Source organism: Nocardia transvalensis NBRC 15921, assembly GCF_000308875.1.
In the GTDB taxonomy this organism is placed as follows: domain Bacteria; phylum Actinomycetota; class Actinomycetes; order Mycobacteriales; family Mycobacteriaceae; genus Nocardia; species Nocardia transvalensis.
Genome location: NZ_BAGL01000011.1, coordinates 14,629 through 32,232, shown reverse-complemented (window position 1 = coordinate 32,232; position 17,604 = coordinate 14,629). Strand labels below are relative to the sequence as shown.

The 17,604-nt window shown below is 70.9% G+C and carries 14 protein-coding genes; 10 read left to right on the top strand and 4 right to left on the bottom strand.

What is annotated here, in order from left to right:
• Positions 1–6: 6 nt before the first annotated feature.
• Both ON41_RS05035 and ON41_RS05030 read right to left on the bottom strand, forming a co-directional pair.
• Positions 7–969 carry a glutamate ABC transporter substrate-binding protein gene (locus ON41_RS05035; RefSeq protein WP_083905138.1) on the bottom strand — a complete coding sequence of 321 codons (963 nt, stop codon included), beginning with the start codon at positions 967–969 and terminating at the stop codon, positions 7–9.
• Positions 966–2,237, bottom strand: a complete 1,272-nt coding sequence (locus tag ON41_RS05030) for a GlnX family signal transduction membrane protein (RefSeq protein ID WP_246829450.1) — start codon at positions 2,235–2,237, stop codon at positions 966–968. Before ON41_RS05030 ends, ON41_RS05035 begins: the two co-directional genes overlap by 4 nt.
• Before the next feature lie 265 nt (positions 2,238–2,502).
• Here ON41_RS05030 and ON41_RS05025 point away from each other — a divergent pair, with 265 nt between their 5' ends.
• The 5 genes from ON41_RS05025 to ON41_RS05005 all read left to right on the top strand — a co-directional run bounded on the left by ON41_RS05025 (position 2,503) and on the right by ON41_RS05005 (position 8,381).
• The gene (locus ON41_RS05025) at positions 2,503–3,180 is read left to right on the top strand and encodes a phosphoribosyltransferase (protein ID WP_051160981.1); all 678 of its coding nucleotides are present in this window, start codon (positions 2,503–2,505) and stop codon (positions 3,178–3,180) included.
• 44 nt (positions 3,181–3,224) lie between these two features.
• A complete protein-coding gene (locus tag ON41_RS05020) occupies positions 3,225–4,445 on the top strand; it encodes a cytochrome P450 (RefSeq protein WP_040745580.1) in 1,221 nt (406 codons plus the stop codon).
• Entirely contained in the window at positions 4,442–5,005 is a 564-nt protein-coding gene (locus tag ON41_RS05015; protein ID WP_040745578.1) for a TetR/AcrR family transcriptional regulator, read from the top strand. Before ON41_RS05020 ends, ON41_RS05015 begins: the two co-directional genes overlap by 4 nt.
• A 130-nt stretch (positions 5,006–5,135) precedes the next feature.
• Positions 5,136–6,935: an acyl-CoA dehydrogenase gene (locus ON41_RS05010; RefSeq protein WP_040745577.1), complete on the top strand. Its 1,800-nt coding sequence runs from the start codon at positions 5,136–5,138 to the stop codon at positions 6,933–6,935.
• Between the two features lie 93 nt (positions 6,936–7,028).
• On the top strand, positions 7,029–8,381 hold the full coding sequence (locus ON41_RS05005) for a WS/DGAT/MGAT family O-acyltransferase (protein WP_040745575.1): 1,353 nt from the start codon (positions 7,029–7,031) through the stop codon (positions 8,379–8,381).
• Here the strand turns inward: ON41_RS05005 and ON41_RS05000 are convergent, their stop codons facing one another.
• Positions 8,382–10,031, bottom strand: a complete 1,650-nt coding sequence (locus ON41_RS05000) for an amino acid permease (protein ID WP_083905137.1) — start codon at positions 10,029–10,031, stop codon at positions 8,382–8,384.
• Between the two features lie 148 nt (positions 10,032–10,179).
• Here ON41_RS05000 and ON41_RS04995 point away from each other — a divergent pair, with 148 nt between their 5' ends.
• Together ON41_RS04995 and ON41_RS04990 are read left to right on the top strand one after the other, a co-directional pair.
• Positions 10,180–10,929, top strand: a complete 750-nt coding sequence (locus tag ON41_RS04995; protein WP_040745573.1) for an RluA family pseudouridine synthase — start codon at positions 10,180–10,182, stop codon at positions 10,927–10,929.
• A 145-nt stretch (positions 10,930–11,074) separates the two neighbouring features.
• Complete coding sequence (locus ON41_RS04990) at positions 11,075–11,854, top strand: metallophosphoesterase (RefSeq protein WP_040745572.1); 780 nt, start codon at positions 11,075–11,077, stop codon at positions 11,852–11,854.
• Between the two features lie 7 nt (positions 11,855–11,861).
• On the opposite strand, the gene ON41_RS04985 is transcribed toward ON41_RS04990, so the two are convergent.
• Positions 11,862–12,947, bottom strand: a complete 1,086-nt coding sequence (locus ON41_RS04985) for an AraC family transcriptional regulator (RefSeq protein ID WP_040745596.1) — start codon at positions 12,945–12,947, stop codon at positions 11,862–11,864.
• An 85-nt stretch (positions 12,948–13,032) separates the two neighbouring features.
• On the opposite strand from ON41_RS04985, the gene ON41_RS04980 reads away from it, so the two are divergent.
• From ON41_RS04980 to ON41_RS04970, 3 genes are read left to right on the top strand one after another with little or no spacing between them, the layout of a single operon-like run.
• Complete coding sequence (locus ON41_RS04980) at positions 13,033–14,496, top strand: flavin-containing monooxygenase (RefSeq protein ID WP_085995613.1); 1,464 nt, start codon at positions 13,033–13,035, stop codon at positions 14,494–14,496.
• Positions 14,497–14,552: 56 nt separating this feature from the next.
• The gene (locus ON41_RS04975; protein WP_040745567.1) at positions 14,553–16,685 is read left to right on the top strand and encodes an ABC transporter ATP-binding protein; all 2,133 of its coding nucleotides are present in this window, start codon (positions 14,553–14,555) and stop codon (positions 16,683–16,685) included.
• Positions 16,682–17,419, top strand: coding sequence for a CbiQ family ECF transporter T component (locus ON41_RS04970; RefSeq protein ID WP_040745564.1), 738 nt, complete (start codon positions 16,682–16,684; stop codon positions 17,417–17,419). Before ON41_RS04975 ends, ON41_RS04970 begins: the two co-directional genes overlap by 4 nt.
• Positions 17,420–17,604: the final 185 nt, after the last annotated feature.

Sequence of the window (17,604 nt, the reverse complement as noted above, 5' to 3'; positions counted from 1 at the left end):
CGCCACCTACCCGCTGTAGCGCGCGGCCGGGGGACCCGGGGAGGGCCCGAGAGCGGCGAGATGGGCGGCGTAGAGACGCTGCCAGGTGCCGTCGGCCCGGAGGCGATCCAGGACCCCGTTGACGAAGCGGACCATATCGTCCTGGCCCTTGGGCACGCCGACCGCATAGTTCTCGAAACCCAGTGTGTCGCCGACGATCTGGAGATTTCCGTCCTGCTCGGCCAGCCCGGACAGGATCGACTCGTCGGTGCTGATCGCGTCGACCTGCCCCTGTTGCAGGCCGACCAGGCAATCGGTCCAGTTGTCCACGCCCAGCACCGTCGGCCGGTTGCCCAGGGTGAACAGCGGGCCGGAGGAGGTGGCGCCGAAGGTGACGCACACCCGCTTCCCGGCGAGGTCACCGAGCGTGCGGATGCCGGCGCTGCGCGGCGCCAGAATGCGTTGCGCCGCCTTGTAGTAGACGCTGGAGAAGTCGACGTCGCGGCGGCGCTGGCAGGTCACCGAGAAGGTGCGGACCACGAGGTCGACCTGCTTGTTCTGCAGGGCCGGAACCCGTTCCGCGGTGGAGACCGAGCGCAGTTCGATCCGGTTCGGATCGCCGAACAGGTCGCGGGCGATCTCGCGGGCCAGATCGATGTCGAAACCCTCGAGCTGACCGCTGACCGGATCGCGGAAGCCGAACAGGTAGGTGTTCTGATCGACGCCTACGGTCACCCGGCCCTTGGCCGCGATCCTGGCCATCGTCGAACCCGCCGGCAGCGCACCGGGCCCCGGTTGTGCGCCGGGACGCAGGCTCGCCTCGGCGTCGCAGCCGCTGTCGACGGCGGGCGGGGCGGTGATCTCGTGGGCCTTCGGCGGCAACGGATTCACCGCGGCCAGTGGCGCGGTGCGCGGCACCGCCGGATCCGCGCCGCATCCGGCCGCCGCCACGACCGCCGCGATCGCCAACAGCACCCGGGCGCGCTTCACAGGAACTCCTTCAGCCGCGGCCACAGCCCGGCGACGACGCCGGCCGCCGCGACAACCATCAGCACCAGTGTGCCCAACGCGCTGCCGATCCAGGCATCGCCCGCGGAGTCGATCTGCTCGCGCAGCTGCGCGCGGGTGTGGTCGAGGCCCTGGCTCAGGGAGGTGTCCAGCTCGGCGAAGCGCTGGGCCGACGACCCTGATCCGGATCCGATCGCCTGGTCCACCGCGGCCGGATAGTTGGCCGCGTTGTAGTGGTCGAGCTGGCGCTGGTGTCCGGCGGTCCACTGCGAGAACTGCTGCCGCATCGGCGAATCCGTGGCCGACACGCTGTTCAGCTCGTCGCGCAGGCGGCCCGCCTTGGACTTGAACGCCTCCTCGGTCTCCTTCGCGTCGCCGCGGGTGATCAGTTCGAGGGTCTCGTCGGTGCGGGCCTGCTGCGCGAGAATGCGCGCCTGCGCCAGATTCTCGCTGCGCGCGGTGGGTCCGCCGCCGCCGGTGTCGACCGCGCTGTGCGAGGCGATCGTGGCCGCGACGATCCACAGCAGGGCCAGCGCCGCGGCACCGGCGCCGGCCGCCACGCCCACGTTGAACAGGCGGTTGGTGCGCCGCACCAGGATTCGCGAGGCGAGCGCCGCGCCGGCGAGGGTGAGCACCAGCAGCGCCGAGGCCGCCCACGGCGGTCCGGTCACGGCCCGCTGATCGGCGCGCAGCGCGGCGTGCCGCTGGTCGGTGAGCGTGCTGGCGCTGGGCAGCAGGGAGGTCTGCATGAGGTTGGACGCCTCCCGCAGATACGCCGAGCCGACCGGGAAGCCCTGCCGGTTGTTGGCCCGCGCGGACTCCACCAGGCCGGTGTAGACGGGCAGGTCCGCCGCGATGCGCGCGACGGTCTCCCGCGTGCGGGCGTCCCCGGCCCCGGCGGTCGCGGTGGCCAGCGCGTCGGCGGCGTCGGCCAGCGCCTGCTGGTATTGCCCACGGATCCGCGGTGATTCGATGCCGCCGGTCAGGAATGCCGTGGCAGCCGAGGCGTCGGCGGCGGAGAGCGCGACGTACAGCCGCTGCGCGGCATCGGCCAGCGGTTCGGAGCGCTGTAGCGCGGAATCGCGTCGAGCGGTCTTGTCGCTCAACTCGTTTGCGCAGACGAGGCCGGACAGCAGGCACAGCGCCACGGCCGCGAGGGCGATCGCGACGATCACGCCGGGGGTCGTCGCGGAGAAGCGCCGCAACCAATCCGCACCGCCGCGGACAGTCGCCGGTAGGCGAAGTCCCACGCTCCCTCCCCCTGGTCTCACCGGAGTTCCGAACGCGATCGTACGGGAGCGGCTCCCGATTCGCCGCGCGATCGCGGCCGTTCCGGGACCGCGCGCGGCCGCTGCCTGCGGGAAGGATCCGGCCGCACCGAAACCGAGACCGAAAGGCAAGACGTTCGCGACCGTTTCGGCCCTCATCGTGCCCGCGCGGGCGTAGAGTACGCAGTCGCCTTCCGAGTCCACGACGCGACTCGACCTCCCTATCACGACTGTCAGGGTGAGACGGATGCCCTTTCTCGATCGCCGCGAAGCCGGCCGCCGCTTGGTCGAACGCCTGCGCGCCTTCCGCGGCCCGGAGACCCTCGTGCTCGGATTGCCGTGCGGCGGTGTGCCGGTCGCGTTCGAGGTTGCCGGGGCGCTGCGGGCGCCACTCGATGTCGCGGTGGTGTGCAAACTCGAGGTGCCGGGGCGGCCGCGGCTGGTGTTCGGCGCGGTCGCCGAATCGGGGGTCCGCGTGGTCGACGACGATCTGGTGGTGCGCGCCTTCGTGAGCCCCGCGGAGCACTCCCGGGTGGAGCGGCAGGCGCGAGAGACGGTGCTGCGCAACAGCGCTCGGCTGCGGCGCGGACGACGCCAGCTGCCGCTGTCTGGCCGCACGGTGGTCCTCGTGGACGACGGCGTGACGACCGGCAACACCGCGCGGGCGGCGTGCGCGCTGGCCCGGGCGGGCGGCGCGGCGCGGGTGGTGCTCGCGGTGCCGGTCGGCGCCTGCCGTCCGATCCGGGCACTGACGGGCTGCGCCGACAACGTGATCTGCCTGGAGACGCCGGCGATGTTCCACAGCATCGGCCAGTGGTACCGCCACTTCGACAAGGTCGGCGAGGACACCGTGCGCGATCTGCTCGACCGCGCGACCGGCGAACTGGGCGACCGGCCGCCCACCCAGCCCCTCCCCACTTTCTGACACAAGTTCTAGACACTTCGCCGGTTATGTCTTACGGTCGAGACATGTCCGACGATGTGTCTCATCCCGTCCGGTTCCGGCTCCGCTCCGGCGACGACTGGCGCGATCCCTGGCCGATGTACGCGGCGCTGCGCGAGCACGACCCGGTGCACCACGTCGTCCCCGAGGGCCGCGAGCACGAGGACTACTACGTGCTCGCGCGCTACGCCGACGTGTACGACGCCGTCCGCGATCCCGAAACCTTCTCCTCCGCACAGGGTTTGACGGTCGACTACAACAACCTGTCGGAGATCGGGCTCGGCGAGAACCGGCCGTTCGTCTTCACCGACCCGCCGGACCACACGGTGTTCCGGCGCCGGGTGGCCAAGGGGTTCACGCCGCGGCAGGTGCAGGAGATCACCCCCGCCGTGCGGGAATTCGTGGCCGAGCGGCTCGAGCGGATGCGGGCGGCGGGTGGCGGCGACATCTCCGCCGAGCTGTTCAAACCGCTGCCGACGATGATCGTGGCGCACTATCTCGGCGTGCCGGAGGAGGATCGCTCGAAATTCGACGAGTGGAGCGAGGCCATCGTGGCCGCCTCGGCCACCGGCGGGGTGCTCCAGGCGCAGGCCGCGGTGCAGGAGCTGAGCCAGTACTTCGCGTCGCTGATCGAGCGGCGCCGCGCCGCGCCCGGCGACGACACCGTCTCGCACCTGGTGGCGTCCGGGCTGGGCGAGGACGGCGATGTCGGCGGCCTGCTGCAGATCCTGGGCTTCGCCTTCACCATGATCACCGGCGGTAACGACACCACCACCGGAAATCTCGGCGGCGCGGTGCAATTGCTGACCCGCTACCCCGAGCAGCGCCGGTTGCTGATCGAGGATCCGGACCTCATCCCCGCCGCGGTCGACGAATTCCTGCGGCTCACCTCGCCGGTCCAGGGCCTGGCCCGCACCACCACCCGCGACGTCGAGATCGAGGGCGTGGAGATCCCCGCGGGCCGCCGCGTGCTGCTGCTGTACGCGTCGGCCAATCACGACGAGCGCGAATACGGCTCGGACGCGGGCGAACTCGACGTCCTGCGGCGGCCGAAGAACATCCTCACCTTCGGCAACGGCAATCACCACTGCCTCGGCGCGGCCGCCGCCCGCATGCAGGCGACCGTCGCCCTGCGGGAACTGCTCACCCGCTGCCCCGACTTCACCGTCGATCTGGACGGGGTGCGCTACACCGAGGGCAGCTACGTGCGCTGGCCGGTCAGCATCCCGTTCCGGGCCGCCGCGTGACGGGCCGGGGCTGGCTCGGCGCGCCGCGGGCAGCGGACGCCGCCGAGCGGATCCTCGCCGCGGCGGCCGAACTGTTCGCCGAGCGCGGCGTGGCCGCCACCGGGATGGCCGATATCGCCAAGGCGGCGGGCTGCTCGCGGGCCACGCTGTACCGGTACTTCGACAGCCGTCAGGCCGTGCGGCTGGCCTTCGTGAACCGCGAGGCCCGCCGCATCGGCGCCGGGGTCCTGCGCGAGATCGACGGCGTCACCGCGCCCGCGGACCGGGTCGTGGCGGGCATCCTGGCGTCGCTACGGGCCGTGCGCGCGGATCCGCTGCTCATCGCCTGGTTCCGTCCCGGCGACGCCGGATTCGCGGGCGAGATCGCGGAGACCTCGGAGGTCATCGAGGCCATCGCGGGCTCGCTGTTCGACGCGGACCACCACGACATGTCGCTGCGCGCCCGCTGGCTCACGCGGATCATCGTCTCGCTGCTGACGGTCCCGGGCCGCGACGAGGACGACGAGCGGGAGATGCTGGAGCGGTTCGTCGCGCCCCTCGTCACCGAGACTCGGATCTGAGCACCCCCGCTCCCTGTGCCGCGGCGGACCGCGGATCCGAGCACCTCGCTCCCTGTGCCGCGGCGGACCGCGGATCCGAGCACCCGTAACGGGGGTTGCGCGCGGCCGTCCGGGCCACAAGGCTGGACGCATGGAATCGCTGATCATGTCCGCCCGCGATATCGAGTTCCTCCTCTACGAGTGGCTGGACGTGACCGGGCTGACCGCCCGCGAGCGCTACCGGGAGCATTCGCGGGAGACCTTCGACCAGGTCCTCGAGCTCAGCCGGGAGCTGGCGGCGAAACACTTCGCGCCCCACAACCGCGAGGGCGATCTGCACGAGCCCACCTTCGACGGCGACAAGGTGCATCTCCTCCCGGCCGTGAAGCAGGCGCTCGACGCGTTCGGCGAGGCCGGGCTGGTGGGTGCGGCGATGGACGAGCGCGTGGGCGGAATGCAGTTGCCGCACACCGTCTTCACCGCCTGTATGGCGTGGTTCTACGCCGCCAACGTCGCCACCACCAGCTACGCGATGCTCACCATGGGCAACGCCAACCTGCTCGCCGCGCACGCCTCCGACGAGCAGATCGACCGGTTCGTGCGGCCGATGCTCACCGGCCGCTACTTCGGGACCATGGCGCTGTCCGAGCCGCAGGCGGGTTCCAGCCTGGCCGACATCACCACCCGGGCGGTACCGCAGGAGGACGGCACCTACCGCCTGTTCGGGCGCAAGATGTGGATCTCCGGCGCGGAGCACGAGCTGTCGGAGAACATCGTCCACCTGGTGCTGGCGCGCATTCCGGACGCCCCGGCGGGCACCCGCGGCATCTCGCTGTTCATCGTCCCGAAGTATCTGGTCGCCGCCGACGGCGCGGTGGGCGAGCACAACGACATCGTGCTGGCGGGCATCAATCACAAGATGGGCTGGCGCGGAACCGTCAACACCGCACCGGTTTTCGGTGACGGCGCCTACACCCCGGGCGGGCAGCCGGGCGCGGTCGGGTATCTGGTCGGCGAACAGCATCGCGGCTTGTCCTACATGTTCCACATGATGAACGAGGCCCGGCTGGGGGTCGGGCTGGCCGCCACCGCGCTCGGGTACACCGGGTACCTGAAATCGCTGGACTACGCGCGCAATCGGCCTCAGGGCCGCCCGGCCACCGCGAAAGGGCAAGCGACGCCGCAGATTCCGATCGTGCGGCACCCCGATGTGCGGCGCATGCTGCTGGCGCAGAAGTCCTACACCGAGGGCGCGCTGGCGCTGCAACTCTACTGCGGCACGCTGATCGACGAACAGCGCAGCGCCACAGCGGAATCCGACCGGCAGCGGGCCTCGACCCTGCTGCGCGTGCTGACCCCGGTGGCCAAGAGCTGGCCCAGCCAGTGGTGCCTGGCCGCCAACGATCTCGCCATCCAGGTGCACGGCGGCGCGGGATACACCCGCGACTACGACGTCGAGCAGCACTATCGCGACAACCGGCTCAACCCCATTCACGAAGGCACACACGGCATTCAGGGCCTGGATCTGCTGGGCCGGGCCGTCACCGCCGACAGCGGGGCCGCGCTGACGCTGCTGCTGGAGACGATCGGCGCGACCGTCGCGTCGGCGCGGGCCACGGCCGACGGCGAGCTGGGCGACTACGCCGACGCGCTGCAACAGGCCGCCGGCCGCGTCGTCGCGACCACCGGACAGCTCTGGCGGGATATGGATCCCGATGTGGCGCTGGCGAATTCGTCGGCGTACCTGGAGGCGTTCGGGCACGTGGTGCTGGCGTGGATCTGGCTGGAGCAGGCCGTCGCGGCGCACGGCCGCACCGGCGCGTTCTACGACGGCAAGCGGGCGGCCGCCCGCTACTTCTACCGCTGGGAGCTGCCGCGCACCACGCCCCTGTTCGAGGTGCTCGATTCGCTCGACCGGACCACCCTGGACCTCGACGACGCCTGGCTGTAGCGCGTTACGCTGGAACACATACCTCCCACGGTGGCAATGACGCCTTCCCGTACTCAGTAACGGGCCCGGAGCCCCCCGGTATAGGCGGAACCGATGGACCTTCTCAACCCTGTCGACGCGATATTCCTGGCGCTCGAATCACGCGAGCACCCGATGCACGTGGGCGGCCTGCAACTGTTCGAGCCGCCCGCGGAGGCGGGTGACGATTTCGTGCGCTCGCTGTACGACGAGGCGCGGGCGGCGACGGATGTACAGCAGCGCTTCCGGCGCCACCAGGGCCGCATCCTCGGCGGTTTCTCCAGCATGCTGTGGTCGCACGCCGACGAGGTCGATCTGGGCTATCACCTGCGGCGCTGCGCGCTGCCCGCCCCGGGCCGCGACGCCGAACTGCTCGACCTGACCGGCAGACTGCACTCGGCCCTGCTCGACCGGCACCGGCCGCTGTGGGAGGGGCGGATCATCGAGGGCCTGGCGGGCGGGCGGTTCGCCGTCTACGTCAAGGTGCACCACGCGCTCATGGACGGGGTGTCGGCGCTGCGGCTGTTGCAGCGCACCCTGACCGAGGATCCCTACGACACCCGGCTGCGCACGCCGTGGACGATGGGACGGCCCGATCGCGATCCCGACGCCGTCGAGAGCCTCTGGGAGCAGGCGCGAAAGTCGTTGCCGCGCCTCATGACCGGGGTCGGCGGCGCGGCCGCCGCGGGGCGCGCACTGACCGCGGGCCGGCTGGAGCTGCCGCTGTCCGCGCCGCCCACGATGTTCAACGGGCCGATCGGCGGGGCGCGCAGCATCGCGGTCGGCTCCTGGCCGCTGGCGCGGATCCACGCCGTGCGGCGCGCGACCGGCGTCACGGTGAACGATGTGGTCCTCGCGCTCTCGGCGGGCGCGCTGCGCGCCTACCTGGCGGAGCGGAACGCGTTGCCGGACAAGCCCTTGACCGCGATGGTCCCGGTGAATTTGCGCTCCGCGGCCGAACCCGACTCCGACGGGAACATGGTCGCGGCCGTGCTGTGCAGCCTCGGCACCGATATCGCCGATCCCGCGCGGCGGCTGGCGGCGATCAACGCCTCGATGCGGCGCTCGAAGCAGGTCTTCGAGCAGCTGCCGCGGCTGGAGGCGATGGCGCTCTCGGCGCTGCTACTGTCGCCGCTGGGCATGACGCTGGTACCGGGTTTCCAAGCCCTGCCGCGGGTTCCGTTCAACCTGGTGATCTCCAATGTGCCGGGACCGCGCAAACCGGTGTATCTACAGGGCGCGCGGCTGGAGAGCAACTACCCGCTGTCGATCCCGTTCGACGGGCAGGCGATGAACATCACGGTCACCAGCACCGCCGACACCCTGGACTTCGGCCTGGTCGGCTGCCGCCGCTCGGTGCCGCAGCTGACGCGCATGATCGGCCACCTGGACGCGGCACTGCGCGAGCTGGAGCACGCCACGATCTGATCACCCGGGCGGTGTCAGTTTGCTCCACGGCGTCGTCCCGCTCGGGCGCACGTCGTCGGGGATCGGTCGCGCGGGTTCCTCGATCACGACGATCGGGTCCTTCGGATGCCCGGGGGTCCCCTTCCCCGGATCCTCGACGACCACGAGCGAGTCGTCGGGGCGGCCCGGCCACGGCCGCTCGGCCAGCACCGGGAACTGACCCGCGTGCCCGTGGCGAATCTCCGCGATACGCAACACCTTCCGGCGCGCCAGGAACCAGCCCACGATCAGCGCCGGCCCCATGATCCCGATCAGGGCGACAACCGCGGCGCGCTGCACGGGGTTGCCGCTACAGGCCATCAGCACCACGACGACCGCGAGGAAGATCAGGGCCGCCACGCTCGTATACGGCGTCCCCGGTAGCCGGAACTTCGGGCGGAACGCCACGCCCTGCCGCCAGCGGTACCACAGCCGCAGCTGGCAGAGCAGGACCACCGTCCACGACACGATGGTGCCGAGCGCCGAGACGTTCAGCACGATCTCGAACGCCTTGTCCGGCACCACCGCGTCCAGGCCGACGCCGACCAGGGCGATCGCGCCGGTGGCGAGGATGCCGACGTAGGGCACGCCGTTGCGCGACATCCGCCCGGCTATACCGGGCGCGCTGCCGTTCATCGACATCGAGCGCAGGATCCGGCCGGTCGAGTACAGGCCCGCGTTGAGGCTGGAGAAGGCCGCGGTCAGCACGACCAGATTCATGATCGTGCCGGCCGCGGGGACGCCGATACCCGCGAAGAACGTCACGAACGGGCTCTCCCCGGAGCGGAAAGCCGTGTAGGGCAACAGCAGTCCGAGCAGGATCAGCGAGCCGACGTAGAACACCGCGATCCGGGTGATCACCTGGTTGATCGAGCGCGGCATGATCTCGGCGGGCTGCCGGGTCTCACCGGCGGCGATGCCGACCAATTCCACTGCGGCATAGGAGAATACGACACCTGTTGTGACGGTGACCAGCGGTATGGCGCCGGTCGGGAACAGGCCGCCGTGATGGGACAGCACATCGATGCCGGTCGGCTGGCCGTGAATCTTGAAGCGCCCGGCCAGGAAGACGGTGCCGATCACCAGAAAGCCCACCAGGGCAACGACTTTGATCAGCGCGACCCAGAACTCCAGCTCGCCGAACCAGCGCACCGAGATGAGGTTCGTGCACACCACGGCGATCAGCGCGATCAACGCCAGCAGCCAGTGCGGGACCCCGTCGAACGCGCCCCAGTAGTGGAAATACGTTGCGATGGCGGTGATGTCGACTACCCCGGTCATGCACCAGTGGAAGAAGTACGTCCAACCGACGGCGAAAGCCAGCTTCTCGCCGTAGAACTCGCGCGCGTAGGAGACGAACGACCCGGCGGAGGGACGGTGCAGCACCAGCTCGCCGAGGGCGCGCAGGATGAAGAAGACGAAGACGCCGCAGACGGCGTAGACGAGGAACAGCCCGGGTCCGGCCCCGGCCAGCCGCCCGCCGGCCCCGAGGAACAGGCCCGTGCCGATGACGCCGCCGATCGCGATCATCTGTAGCTGGCGCGCGTGTAGCGATCTGCGGTACCCGACATCTTCGGCGTGCAGTGCATCCGCCAATGCCGAGAGTTCGACCGGCCGTCGGACTCCGCTCATAAGCTGGCCTAACGTGTGAGGGAAATCATAGCGCGAATTAATGTACCGTCATGTAGTGGCTCATTCAATTCTGAACTATACCCACCACAGCGAACATCCGCGCGGCATGCGGATCGGCGCGCATCGCGTTCACCCCTAGGGTGGGTTCGTGGATATCCGCTGGCCCGAGCTGCGCGCGCAGTGCCTGATCGACGAGGACGACGCGATCCTCGCCCTGAACAAACCCGCCGGAATCTCGGTGACCGGCGAGCGGCACGACACCGACATCGTGGAGCTGGCGGCCGAGCAGGGGCAGACGCTCTATCCGGTGCACCGCATCGACAAGGTGACCTCGGGCCTGGTGCTGCTGGCCAAGGAACTCGGCGCGCACGGCGAGCTCACCCGGCAGTTCACCAAGCGCACGGCCGGTAAGACCTATCTGGCGATCACGGCGTCCACGGGCCTGCCGGACGAGGGCGTCATCGAGCTGCCGCTGAGCGTGGGCCGCAAGAACCGGGTGCGCATCGCCGCACCGCGCGAGAGCATCGCCCGCGACGACGACAACTGGCGCGTCGACGAGCGAGATCTGCTGGCGGGCAAGAACTATCCGTCGCGCACCGAATTCACGACCGTGCTGCGCGACGGCGATCACACCGTGCTCGCGGTGCGCCCGATCACCGGCCGCCGCCACCAGATCCGGGTGCACCTGGCCTGGATCGGCCACCCGATCGCGGGCGATCCCCTGTTCGACAAGTCCGGCCGCTACCGGCGCACCCACCTGCACTCCTGGCGGCTGCGGCTCACGGCGTCCTGGCGTACGCCGGACGAGCTGGCGCTGGAGGCGCCGCCCGGACCGGATTTCTGGGCGGCCGGTGCGAGTTCGCTCACCGCCGCGGCCGGATTGCTCGACCGCGTCTAGCCACGGACTCGGTCATACCGTTCGGCTATATGCGGTGGCGAGCCTCATGCAGACGCGTGGGCGAGCGGCCATCTAACCTGGTATGTGGTGCCGAACAGGCACGCTCGGGCGCAACGGCGCGATTCCCACGAGAAAGCGGACGCCGATGATTGTGTTGGCACAGCTCAGCGATACCCATTTCGACTTGCGGGCCCGCAATACCGCGCGGACCGAGCGGGTCATGGCCTATCTGGCCGGCCTGCCCCGCCGCCCCGACGCGATCCTGGTCACCGGCGATATCACCGATTCCGGCAAGGCCGAGGAGTACGAACAGGCCCACGCCGTGCTGCGGGCGGACGTCCCGGTCGCGGTGCTGCCGGGCAACCACGACGACCGCGCCAACCTCCGCGAGGCGCTGCTGGACCAGCCCGCCTCCCAGCAGCCGATCAATCAGACGCTGCGGCTGGACGGGCTGACCGTGGCGCTGCTGGACTCCACCGTTCCCGGCGAGGGCGGCGGCGAACTGTCCGGCGACACCTACGACTGGCTGCTGGATCTGCTGGCCGAGACGCCCGCCGACACCACCGTGCTGGTCGCCCTGCACCATCCCCCGGTTCCCATGCACAGCACGGTGGTCGACCCGATCCGGCTCGCCAATCCCCAACGGCTGGAACGGATCGTGGCCGCGGACGAGCGCGTCGTCGGGGTGATCACCGGGCATATGCACTCGATGGGGACGACCCTGTTCGGCGGGCGGCAGCTGGTGGTCGCGCCGAGCGTGGCCTCGCAGATCGGCGGCGAATGGGAGGTCGGCGCGCCCGGCGAGGTGCCGATCGACTACGCCCCCGACCCGTCGCTGGTGCTGCACGCGATCGACGGACGCCGGATGACCTCGATCGTCCGCGCGGTCCCGATGGGCGGCCGGATCGCGGTGCAGCCCGACTGAGCGAGCCTCAACGTCCCTGGATCACTTGGCCGTTGGCCGAGGCCCGCTCGCGGCGGTAGGACGACGGGGTGGTCCCGGTCCAGCGCTTGAACGCGTAGATGAAGGTCGAGGCCTCGGCATAGCCCAGGCGGATCGCCACATCGCTCACCGAGAGCGGTGTGGCGGTGAGCATCTCCTCCGCCAGCGCGCGGCGCACCTCGTCCAGCAGCGCGCGATAGCTGGTGCCGGCCGCGTCCAGATGGCGGCGCAGGGTCCGGGTGCTCACATTGAGATCCCGTGCGACGGCGTCGATTCCGGGCGGCGCCGCGAATCCGTCCACGCCACCGCGCGGCATCAGCCGCTCGCGCACCTCGGCGGCGATACCGGTGCGGGCGCGCCGCCGGTGCACCAGATCCCGGCACTGCGCCAGGCACATGGTCCAGGTGTGCTCGTTAGCCTGCGGCAGCGGCTGTTCCAGTGCCGCGGGATCCATCGAGAATAGGTTGTGCGGCCGCCCGAACCGCGGTCGCACGCCGATGATCTCGGCGAGCTGATCGACGTATTCCGGTTCCGGATAGTCGAATTCGGCGCGCGACAGCCGCAGCGGCCCGCCCAGCAGATCGATCATCACCTGGTGCATCGCCAGCACGTCCCGCTCGACCAGGAAGGTCCGCACGTCGGCGGGCACCAGCTCGTCGTGCACGTCCGCGACGAATTCGCCCGGCTCCCATCGGGTCACCGGAATGCAGAACGTGAAGCTGAGTTCGAGGAAGCGCAGCGCGAACGAGATCGCCTCGCCCAGCGTCGGGCTGGAGACGCAGGCGAAACCGAAGATGCCGAACGTGGTGATGCGGTAGCGGCGGCCCACCTCCACGCCGAGGGCCGGGCGGTCGGCGCCCAGGGCCCGTACGAGATTGCGGACCACCGCGAGTTCGGTGTGCGCGTCGATCTGGACGTCCGGATCGGTCAGCACGCGCTCGGACAGGCCCGTACCGCGCAGCATGCGCGCGGCCGGGACCCCGTGTTCGCGGGCATAGCCGACCATCAGCGCCACACTCGCCACCCCGCGGGGGAAGTCCCAGTTGCGTACGCCGGGGTGCTGCACCGTTGCCATACCGCGATTATGGCCGAATATGTCGATCATGAGCGCACCACCTCCTTAAAGTGGAGGGAGCTGTAACGATGTGAGGAGAACCACAATGCCCGCGACAACGCCGTCGGTCATCGTTATCGGAGCCGGATTCGGCGGCCTCGGCATGGCGATGGAATTGCAGCGCAACGGCTTCGGCGCCTTCACCATCCTGGAGCGCGCCGACGATCTGGGCGGGGTGTGGCGCGAGAACACCTATCCCGGCGCCGCCTGCGACGTCCCGTCCCCGCTGTACTCGTTCTCCTACGAGCCGAAGCCCGACTGGCCGCACCGCTACTCCGGCCGCCGCGACATCCAGGACTATCTGCACGCGATCGCGGTCAAGCACCGGTTGCTGGAGCGCATCCGGTTCGGGGTCGAGGTCACCGAGGCCGGCTACGACGAATCCGCCGGGCGCTGGACGGTGCGCACCGCGGGCGGCCGGACCTACACCGCCGACGTCGTGGTGTCCGCGGTCGGCCAGCTCTCGCGGCCGCGAATGCCCGATATCCCCGGACGCGAGAGTTTCGCCGGGCCGTCGTTCCACTCGGCGCAGTGGGATCACTCGGTGGACCTGGCGGGTAAGCGCGTCGCGGTGATCGGCACCGGCGCGAGCGCCATCCAGTTCGTGCCCGCGATCCAGCCGGAGGTAGCCCGGCTGACGCTGTTCCAGCGCACCGCCGCCTGGGTGGTGCGGCGCACCGACCGGGAGTACCGGCCCGTCCACCACATCCTGTTCCGGTATGTGCCGGGCCTGCGGCTGGCGCAGCGGTTGTGGGTGTGGTGCTTCCTGGAGTTCTTCGCGCTCGGGCTGGCGACGGTGCCGCCGATCCGGCGGATCGCCACCTGGCTCGGCCTGCGGGCTCTGCGCCACGACGTGCCCGACGCGGGGCTGCGGGCCAAGCTGACCCCGGACTATCCGGTGCTGTGCAAGCGGGTGCTGTTCTCCAACGAGTACTACCCCGCGCTCACCCGGCCGAATGTGGACGTGGTCACCACCGGGATCGCCGAGATCGTGCCCGAGGGCGTGCGCACCACCGACGGCGAGGTCCACCCCGCCGACGTGCTCGTCTACGGCACCGGCTTCAAGGGCACCGAATTCCTCTGGCCGATCAGGATTTTCGGCCGCGACGGGGCCGAACTGGAGCGGGTGTGGTCCGGCGGGGCCCGCGCCTACCTGGGCATGGCGGTGCCGGGCTTCCCCAATCTGTTCCTGATGTACGGCCCCAATACCAATCTCGGTATCGGATCGATCGTCTACATGATCGAATGCCAGGCCCGCTACATCCGCCACGCTCTCGACTACCTCGCCGCCCATCCCGGCCGCCGCCTCGAGGTGCGGCCCGATACCGCGCGGAAGTTCGACGAGCGCACCCAGCGCCGCCTGCGGCGCACGCCCTGGGTCGACTGCACCAGCTGGTATCGCACTCAGGCGGGCCGCATCACCAACAACTGGCCCGGCACCGTCACCGCCTACCGCCTGCGCACCCGCCGGCTGCATCCGGAGGACTACGAGCTGACCGGCGCGGCGTGACGGGCTCTCCGATCCGGTCCGGACGCGCCCGCGGGCCGAACTGGCAGACTTGATCCGTGACCGCTCCACCCTCGCCCGGCGCCGGGCCGGCCCCCGCGCTCGGGTCGCTGCGCCCGATCGAACTGGCTACCGGCGCGGTCCTCGGCGGTGTCACCGTCGGCCTGGTGACCCTCGGCTCGGTGGTCCCGTTCGCCGCGGCGCTCAATCTGGTCGCGGCCGTCCCGCTGGGGATGCTCGCGCATCGCTACCGGGTGCGGGCCGTGGCCACGGCGACCGTCGCGGCCACGCTGGTGGCCTTCGTGGCGGGCGGGCTCATCCCCGCGATCGCCGTGGTGTCCTCGGCGACCATCGGCGGCATCGTGGGCGGCGTCAAGCGAGGACGCGGCGGGGTCGTGGCGGTCTTCGGCCTGTCGGCCATCGCCGGGCTGGCGTGGGCCGCGATGATCCTGGGCTGGCTGCTGATCTTCGGCACCGCCCGGGACCTGCTGTTCGACAACGTCCGCAATACCGCGCGCGGGCTGGCGAACCTGGCCGAGCGGGGCCGGATGGAATCGCTCGGGCAGGGCATCACCGACCTCGCCGATCTGGTGCTGCGCTGGTGGTGGCTGTTCATCGGCGCGGGTGTGCTGGCCGGAATCGTCGCGACCGCAGTGTTCTCGTGGTTCGCGCTCGGATCGGTGCTGGACCGGCTCAGCTGGCTGCCCGGTGGCGACCGGCTGGACGCCCCCGCCGACGACCGGCCCGTCGCGCCGCTACCGGTGACGTTGCACCAGGTCGCGTTCCGCTATCCGGAGGCGCGGACGGACGCGCTGTCCGGGATCGACCTGACCGTGCGGGTCGGCGAATTCGTCGCGGTGGTGGGGCACAACGGCTCCGGGAAATCGACCTTGACCCGGGTGCTCGCCGGCCGGCCGCCGACCGGCGGGACCGTGGAGCGGCCCGGATCCGCGGGCCTCGGCCTGCTCGGCGGCACCGCGCTCGTCCTGCAACGCCCGGAGAGCCAGACGCTCGGCGTGCTGGCCGCCGACGACGTGGTGTGGGGCCTGCCGCCGGCGCTGGCGGAGGAGGTCGATATCGAGGCGCTGCTGCGCGAGGTCGGACTCGACGGGCTGGGCGGGGCCGAGACCGCCACGCTGTCCGGCGGGCAGCAGCAGCGCCTGGCCGTCGCCGCCGCGCTCGCCCGCAAGCCGGCGCTGCTCATCGCCGACGAGGCCACCTCGATGATCGATCCCGACGGCCGCCGCGAACTCGTCGCCCTGCTGAGCGAGCTACCCCGCCGCCATCCGATGGCGGTCGTCCTGGTCACCCACCACGAGGCCGACGCGGCCGCCGCCGACCGCGTGGTGCATCTGGCGAACGGGCGGCAGGTGGACAGCCTCCCGGCCTGGCCGCGCCCGGTGCGCGACCCGCGGCGCAGCCCGATGGGCGAGCCGGTGCTGGAACTGCGCGACGTGCGGCACACCTACAACCGCGGCACCCCCTGGTCGGCCCCGGCGCTGCACGGCGTCGATCTCACGGTCCGCCGCGGCGAGGCGCTGCTCGTGGTCGGCGGCAACGGGTCCGGCAAATCGACGCTGGCCTGGATCATGGCCGGGCTGGTCGTGCCCACCTCGGGCAGCTGCGTCCTGCACGAACCCGGCGGAACCCGGCCCGTGCACCGCCGGATCGGCGCGGTGGAGCTGGCCTTCCAGCATTCCCGGCTGCAGCTACAGCGGCAGACCGTCGGCGCCGAGATCGAGGACTGGGGCGGCAGCGGCACCGGGTCCGGCGCGGTCGGACGGGCCCTCGACGCGGTCGGCCTGGATCGCATGCTCGCCTCCCGATCCATCGAATCACTCTCCGGCGGCCAGGCCAAGCGGGTCGTGCTGGCCGCGATCGTGGCCGCCCGCCCGCAGGTGGTCGTGCTCGACGAGCCGCTGGCCGGACTCGATCCGCAGGGTCGCGCCGAGGTGGTGGAACTGCTGGCCCGGCTGCGGGATTCGGGCCTCACGCTGATCGTCATCTCGCACGACGTGGCCGATATGGCGGCCGTGTGCGACCGCACCGTGCACCTGAATTCCGGGCGGATCCCCGAGACCGCGCCGAGCCCCGCCTCCGACGAACAGCGCGCGGAGACGGCCGAGCCGACCGCCTCGACCCTCGCGCGCCTGCGTCTCCATCGTCCCGACGCACCCGGGGAGTCGTCATGAGCACCGTTCTGCTGCGCCAGGTTCCGGTCGACAGCCCCGTGCACCGGCTGTGGGCGGGGACCAAGATGATCGGCGCCTTCCTCATCAGCATATTGCTGATGCTGCTGCCGTCGTGGCCGGTCCTCGGGGTCACGGTGCTGTTCCTCGTGGTCATCGGCGTCGTGGCGCGGCTGCCGCTCGGGACGCTACCCCGGCTGCCGTGGTGGTTCTGGGCAGGCGTGGCGGTCGGCGCGCTGATCACCCTGCCCGTCGGCGGCGCGGCCGTGGTGCGCTACGCGCAGGTCACGCTGTTCGGGCTGGTGCTGGTGGCCTCCTCGTTCCTGATCGCCTGGACCACGCCGATGGGCGAGATCGCCCCGGCGCTGGCGAAGCTGGGCGCGCCGCTGCGGAAACTGCGTGTGCCCGTGGACGAATGGGCCGTGGTGGTGGCGCTCATGCTGCGCGGGCTGCCGCTGCTGCTCGACGAGATGCGCGTGCTGCGGGCCGCGCGCCGGCTCCGGCCCAAGGACTCCGCACTGCAACGGGCGGCGGCGAATCCGCTGCTCGACATCCTCACCGCCGCCATGGCGGTCTCCACCCGCCGCGCCTCCGAACTCGGCGAGGCCATCACCGCCCGCGGCGGAACCGGCCAGCTCACGGCGTATCCCAGCGCCCCGGGCCGGCGCGACGCGATCGCGATCGCGACGGTGGTCGCGGTGTGCGCGGGTGCGGTGCTGCTGCATCTGCTGCTGTAGAGCAAACCCGCCGGTCGTTCGAAATATCTTCTCCGGAAAGCGGTTTCGGGGACTGCACGCCGCTGGTGAAGGTATGGTTACACCTGTCGGCAAGCCGGGTCGACGGATGCGCGCACACCAGGGGTGACTCAGGCAGGGGTCGAACGCGCGCGACCGGGGGCTTTCGACGAAAACAATCCTGCCGA

Bases quoted from the DNA above. Each gene is read 5' to 3' on its own strand.
- ON41_RS05025 (WP_051160981.1), top strand. From the start codon at position 2,503: ATGCCCTTTCTCGATCGCCGCGAAGCCGGCCGCCGCTTGGTCGAACGC.
- ON41_RS04980 (WP_085995613.1), top strand. From the start codon at position 13,033: ATGCCCGCGACAACGCCGTCGGTCATCGTTATCGGAGCCGGATTCGGC.
- ON41_RS04990 (WP_040745572.1), top strand. From the start codon at position 11,075: ATGATTGTGTTGGCACAGCTCAGCGATACCCATTTCGACTTGCGGGCC.
- ON41_RS05020 (WP_040745580.1), top strand. From the start codon at position 3,225: ATGTCCGACGATGTGTCTCATCCCGTCCGGTTCCGGCTCCGCTCCGGC.
- ON41_RS04985 (WP_040745596.1), bottom strand. From the start codon at position 12,947: ATGGCAACGGTGCAGCACCCCGGCGTACGCAACTGGGACTTCCCCCGC.
- ON41_RS05010 (WP_040745577.1), top strand. From the start codon at position 5,136: ATGGAATCGCTGATCATGTCCGCCCGCGATATCGAGTTCCTCCTCTAC.
- ON41_RS04970 (WP_040745564.1), top strand. From the start codon at position 16,682: ATGAGCACCGTTCTGCTGCGCCAGGTTCCGGTCGACAGCCCCGTGCAC.
- ON41_RS05005 (WP_040745575.1), top strand. From the start codon at position 7,029: ATGGACCTTCTCAACCCTGTCGACGCGATATTCCTGGCGCTCGAATCA.
- ON41_RS05000 (WP_083905137.1), bottom strand. From the start codon at position 10,031: ATGAGCGGAGTCCGACGGCCGGTCGAACTCTCGGCATTGGCGGATGCA.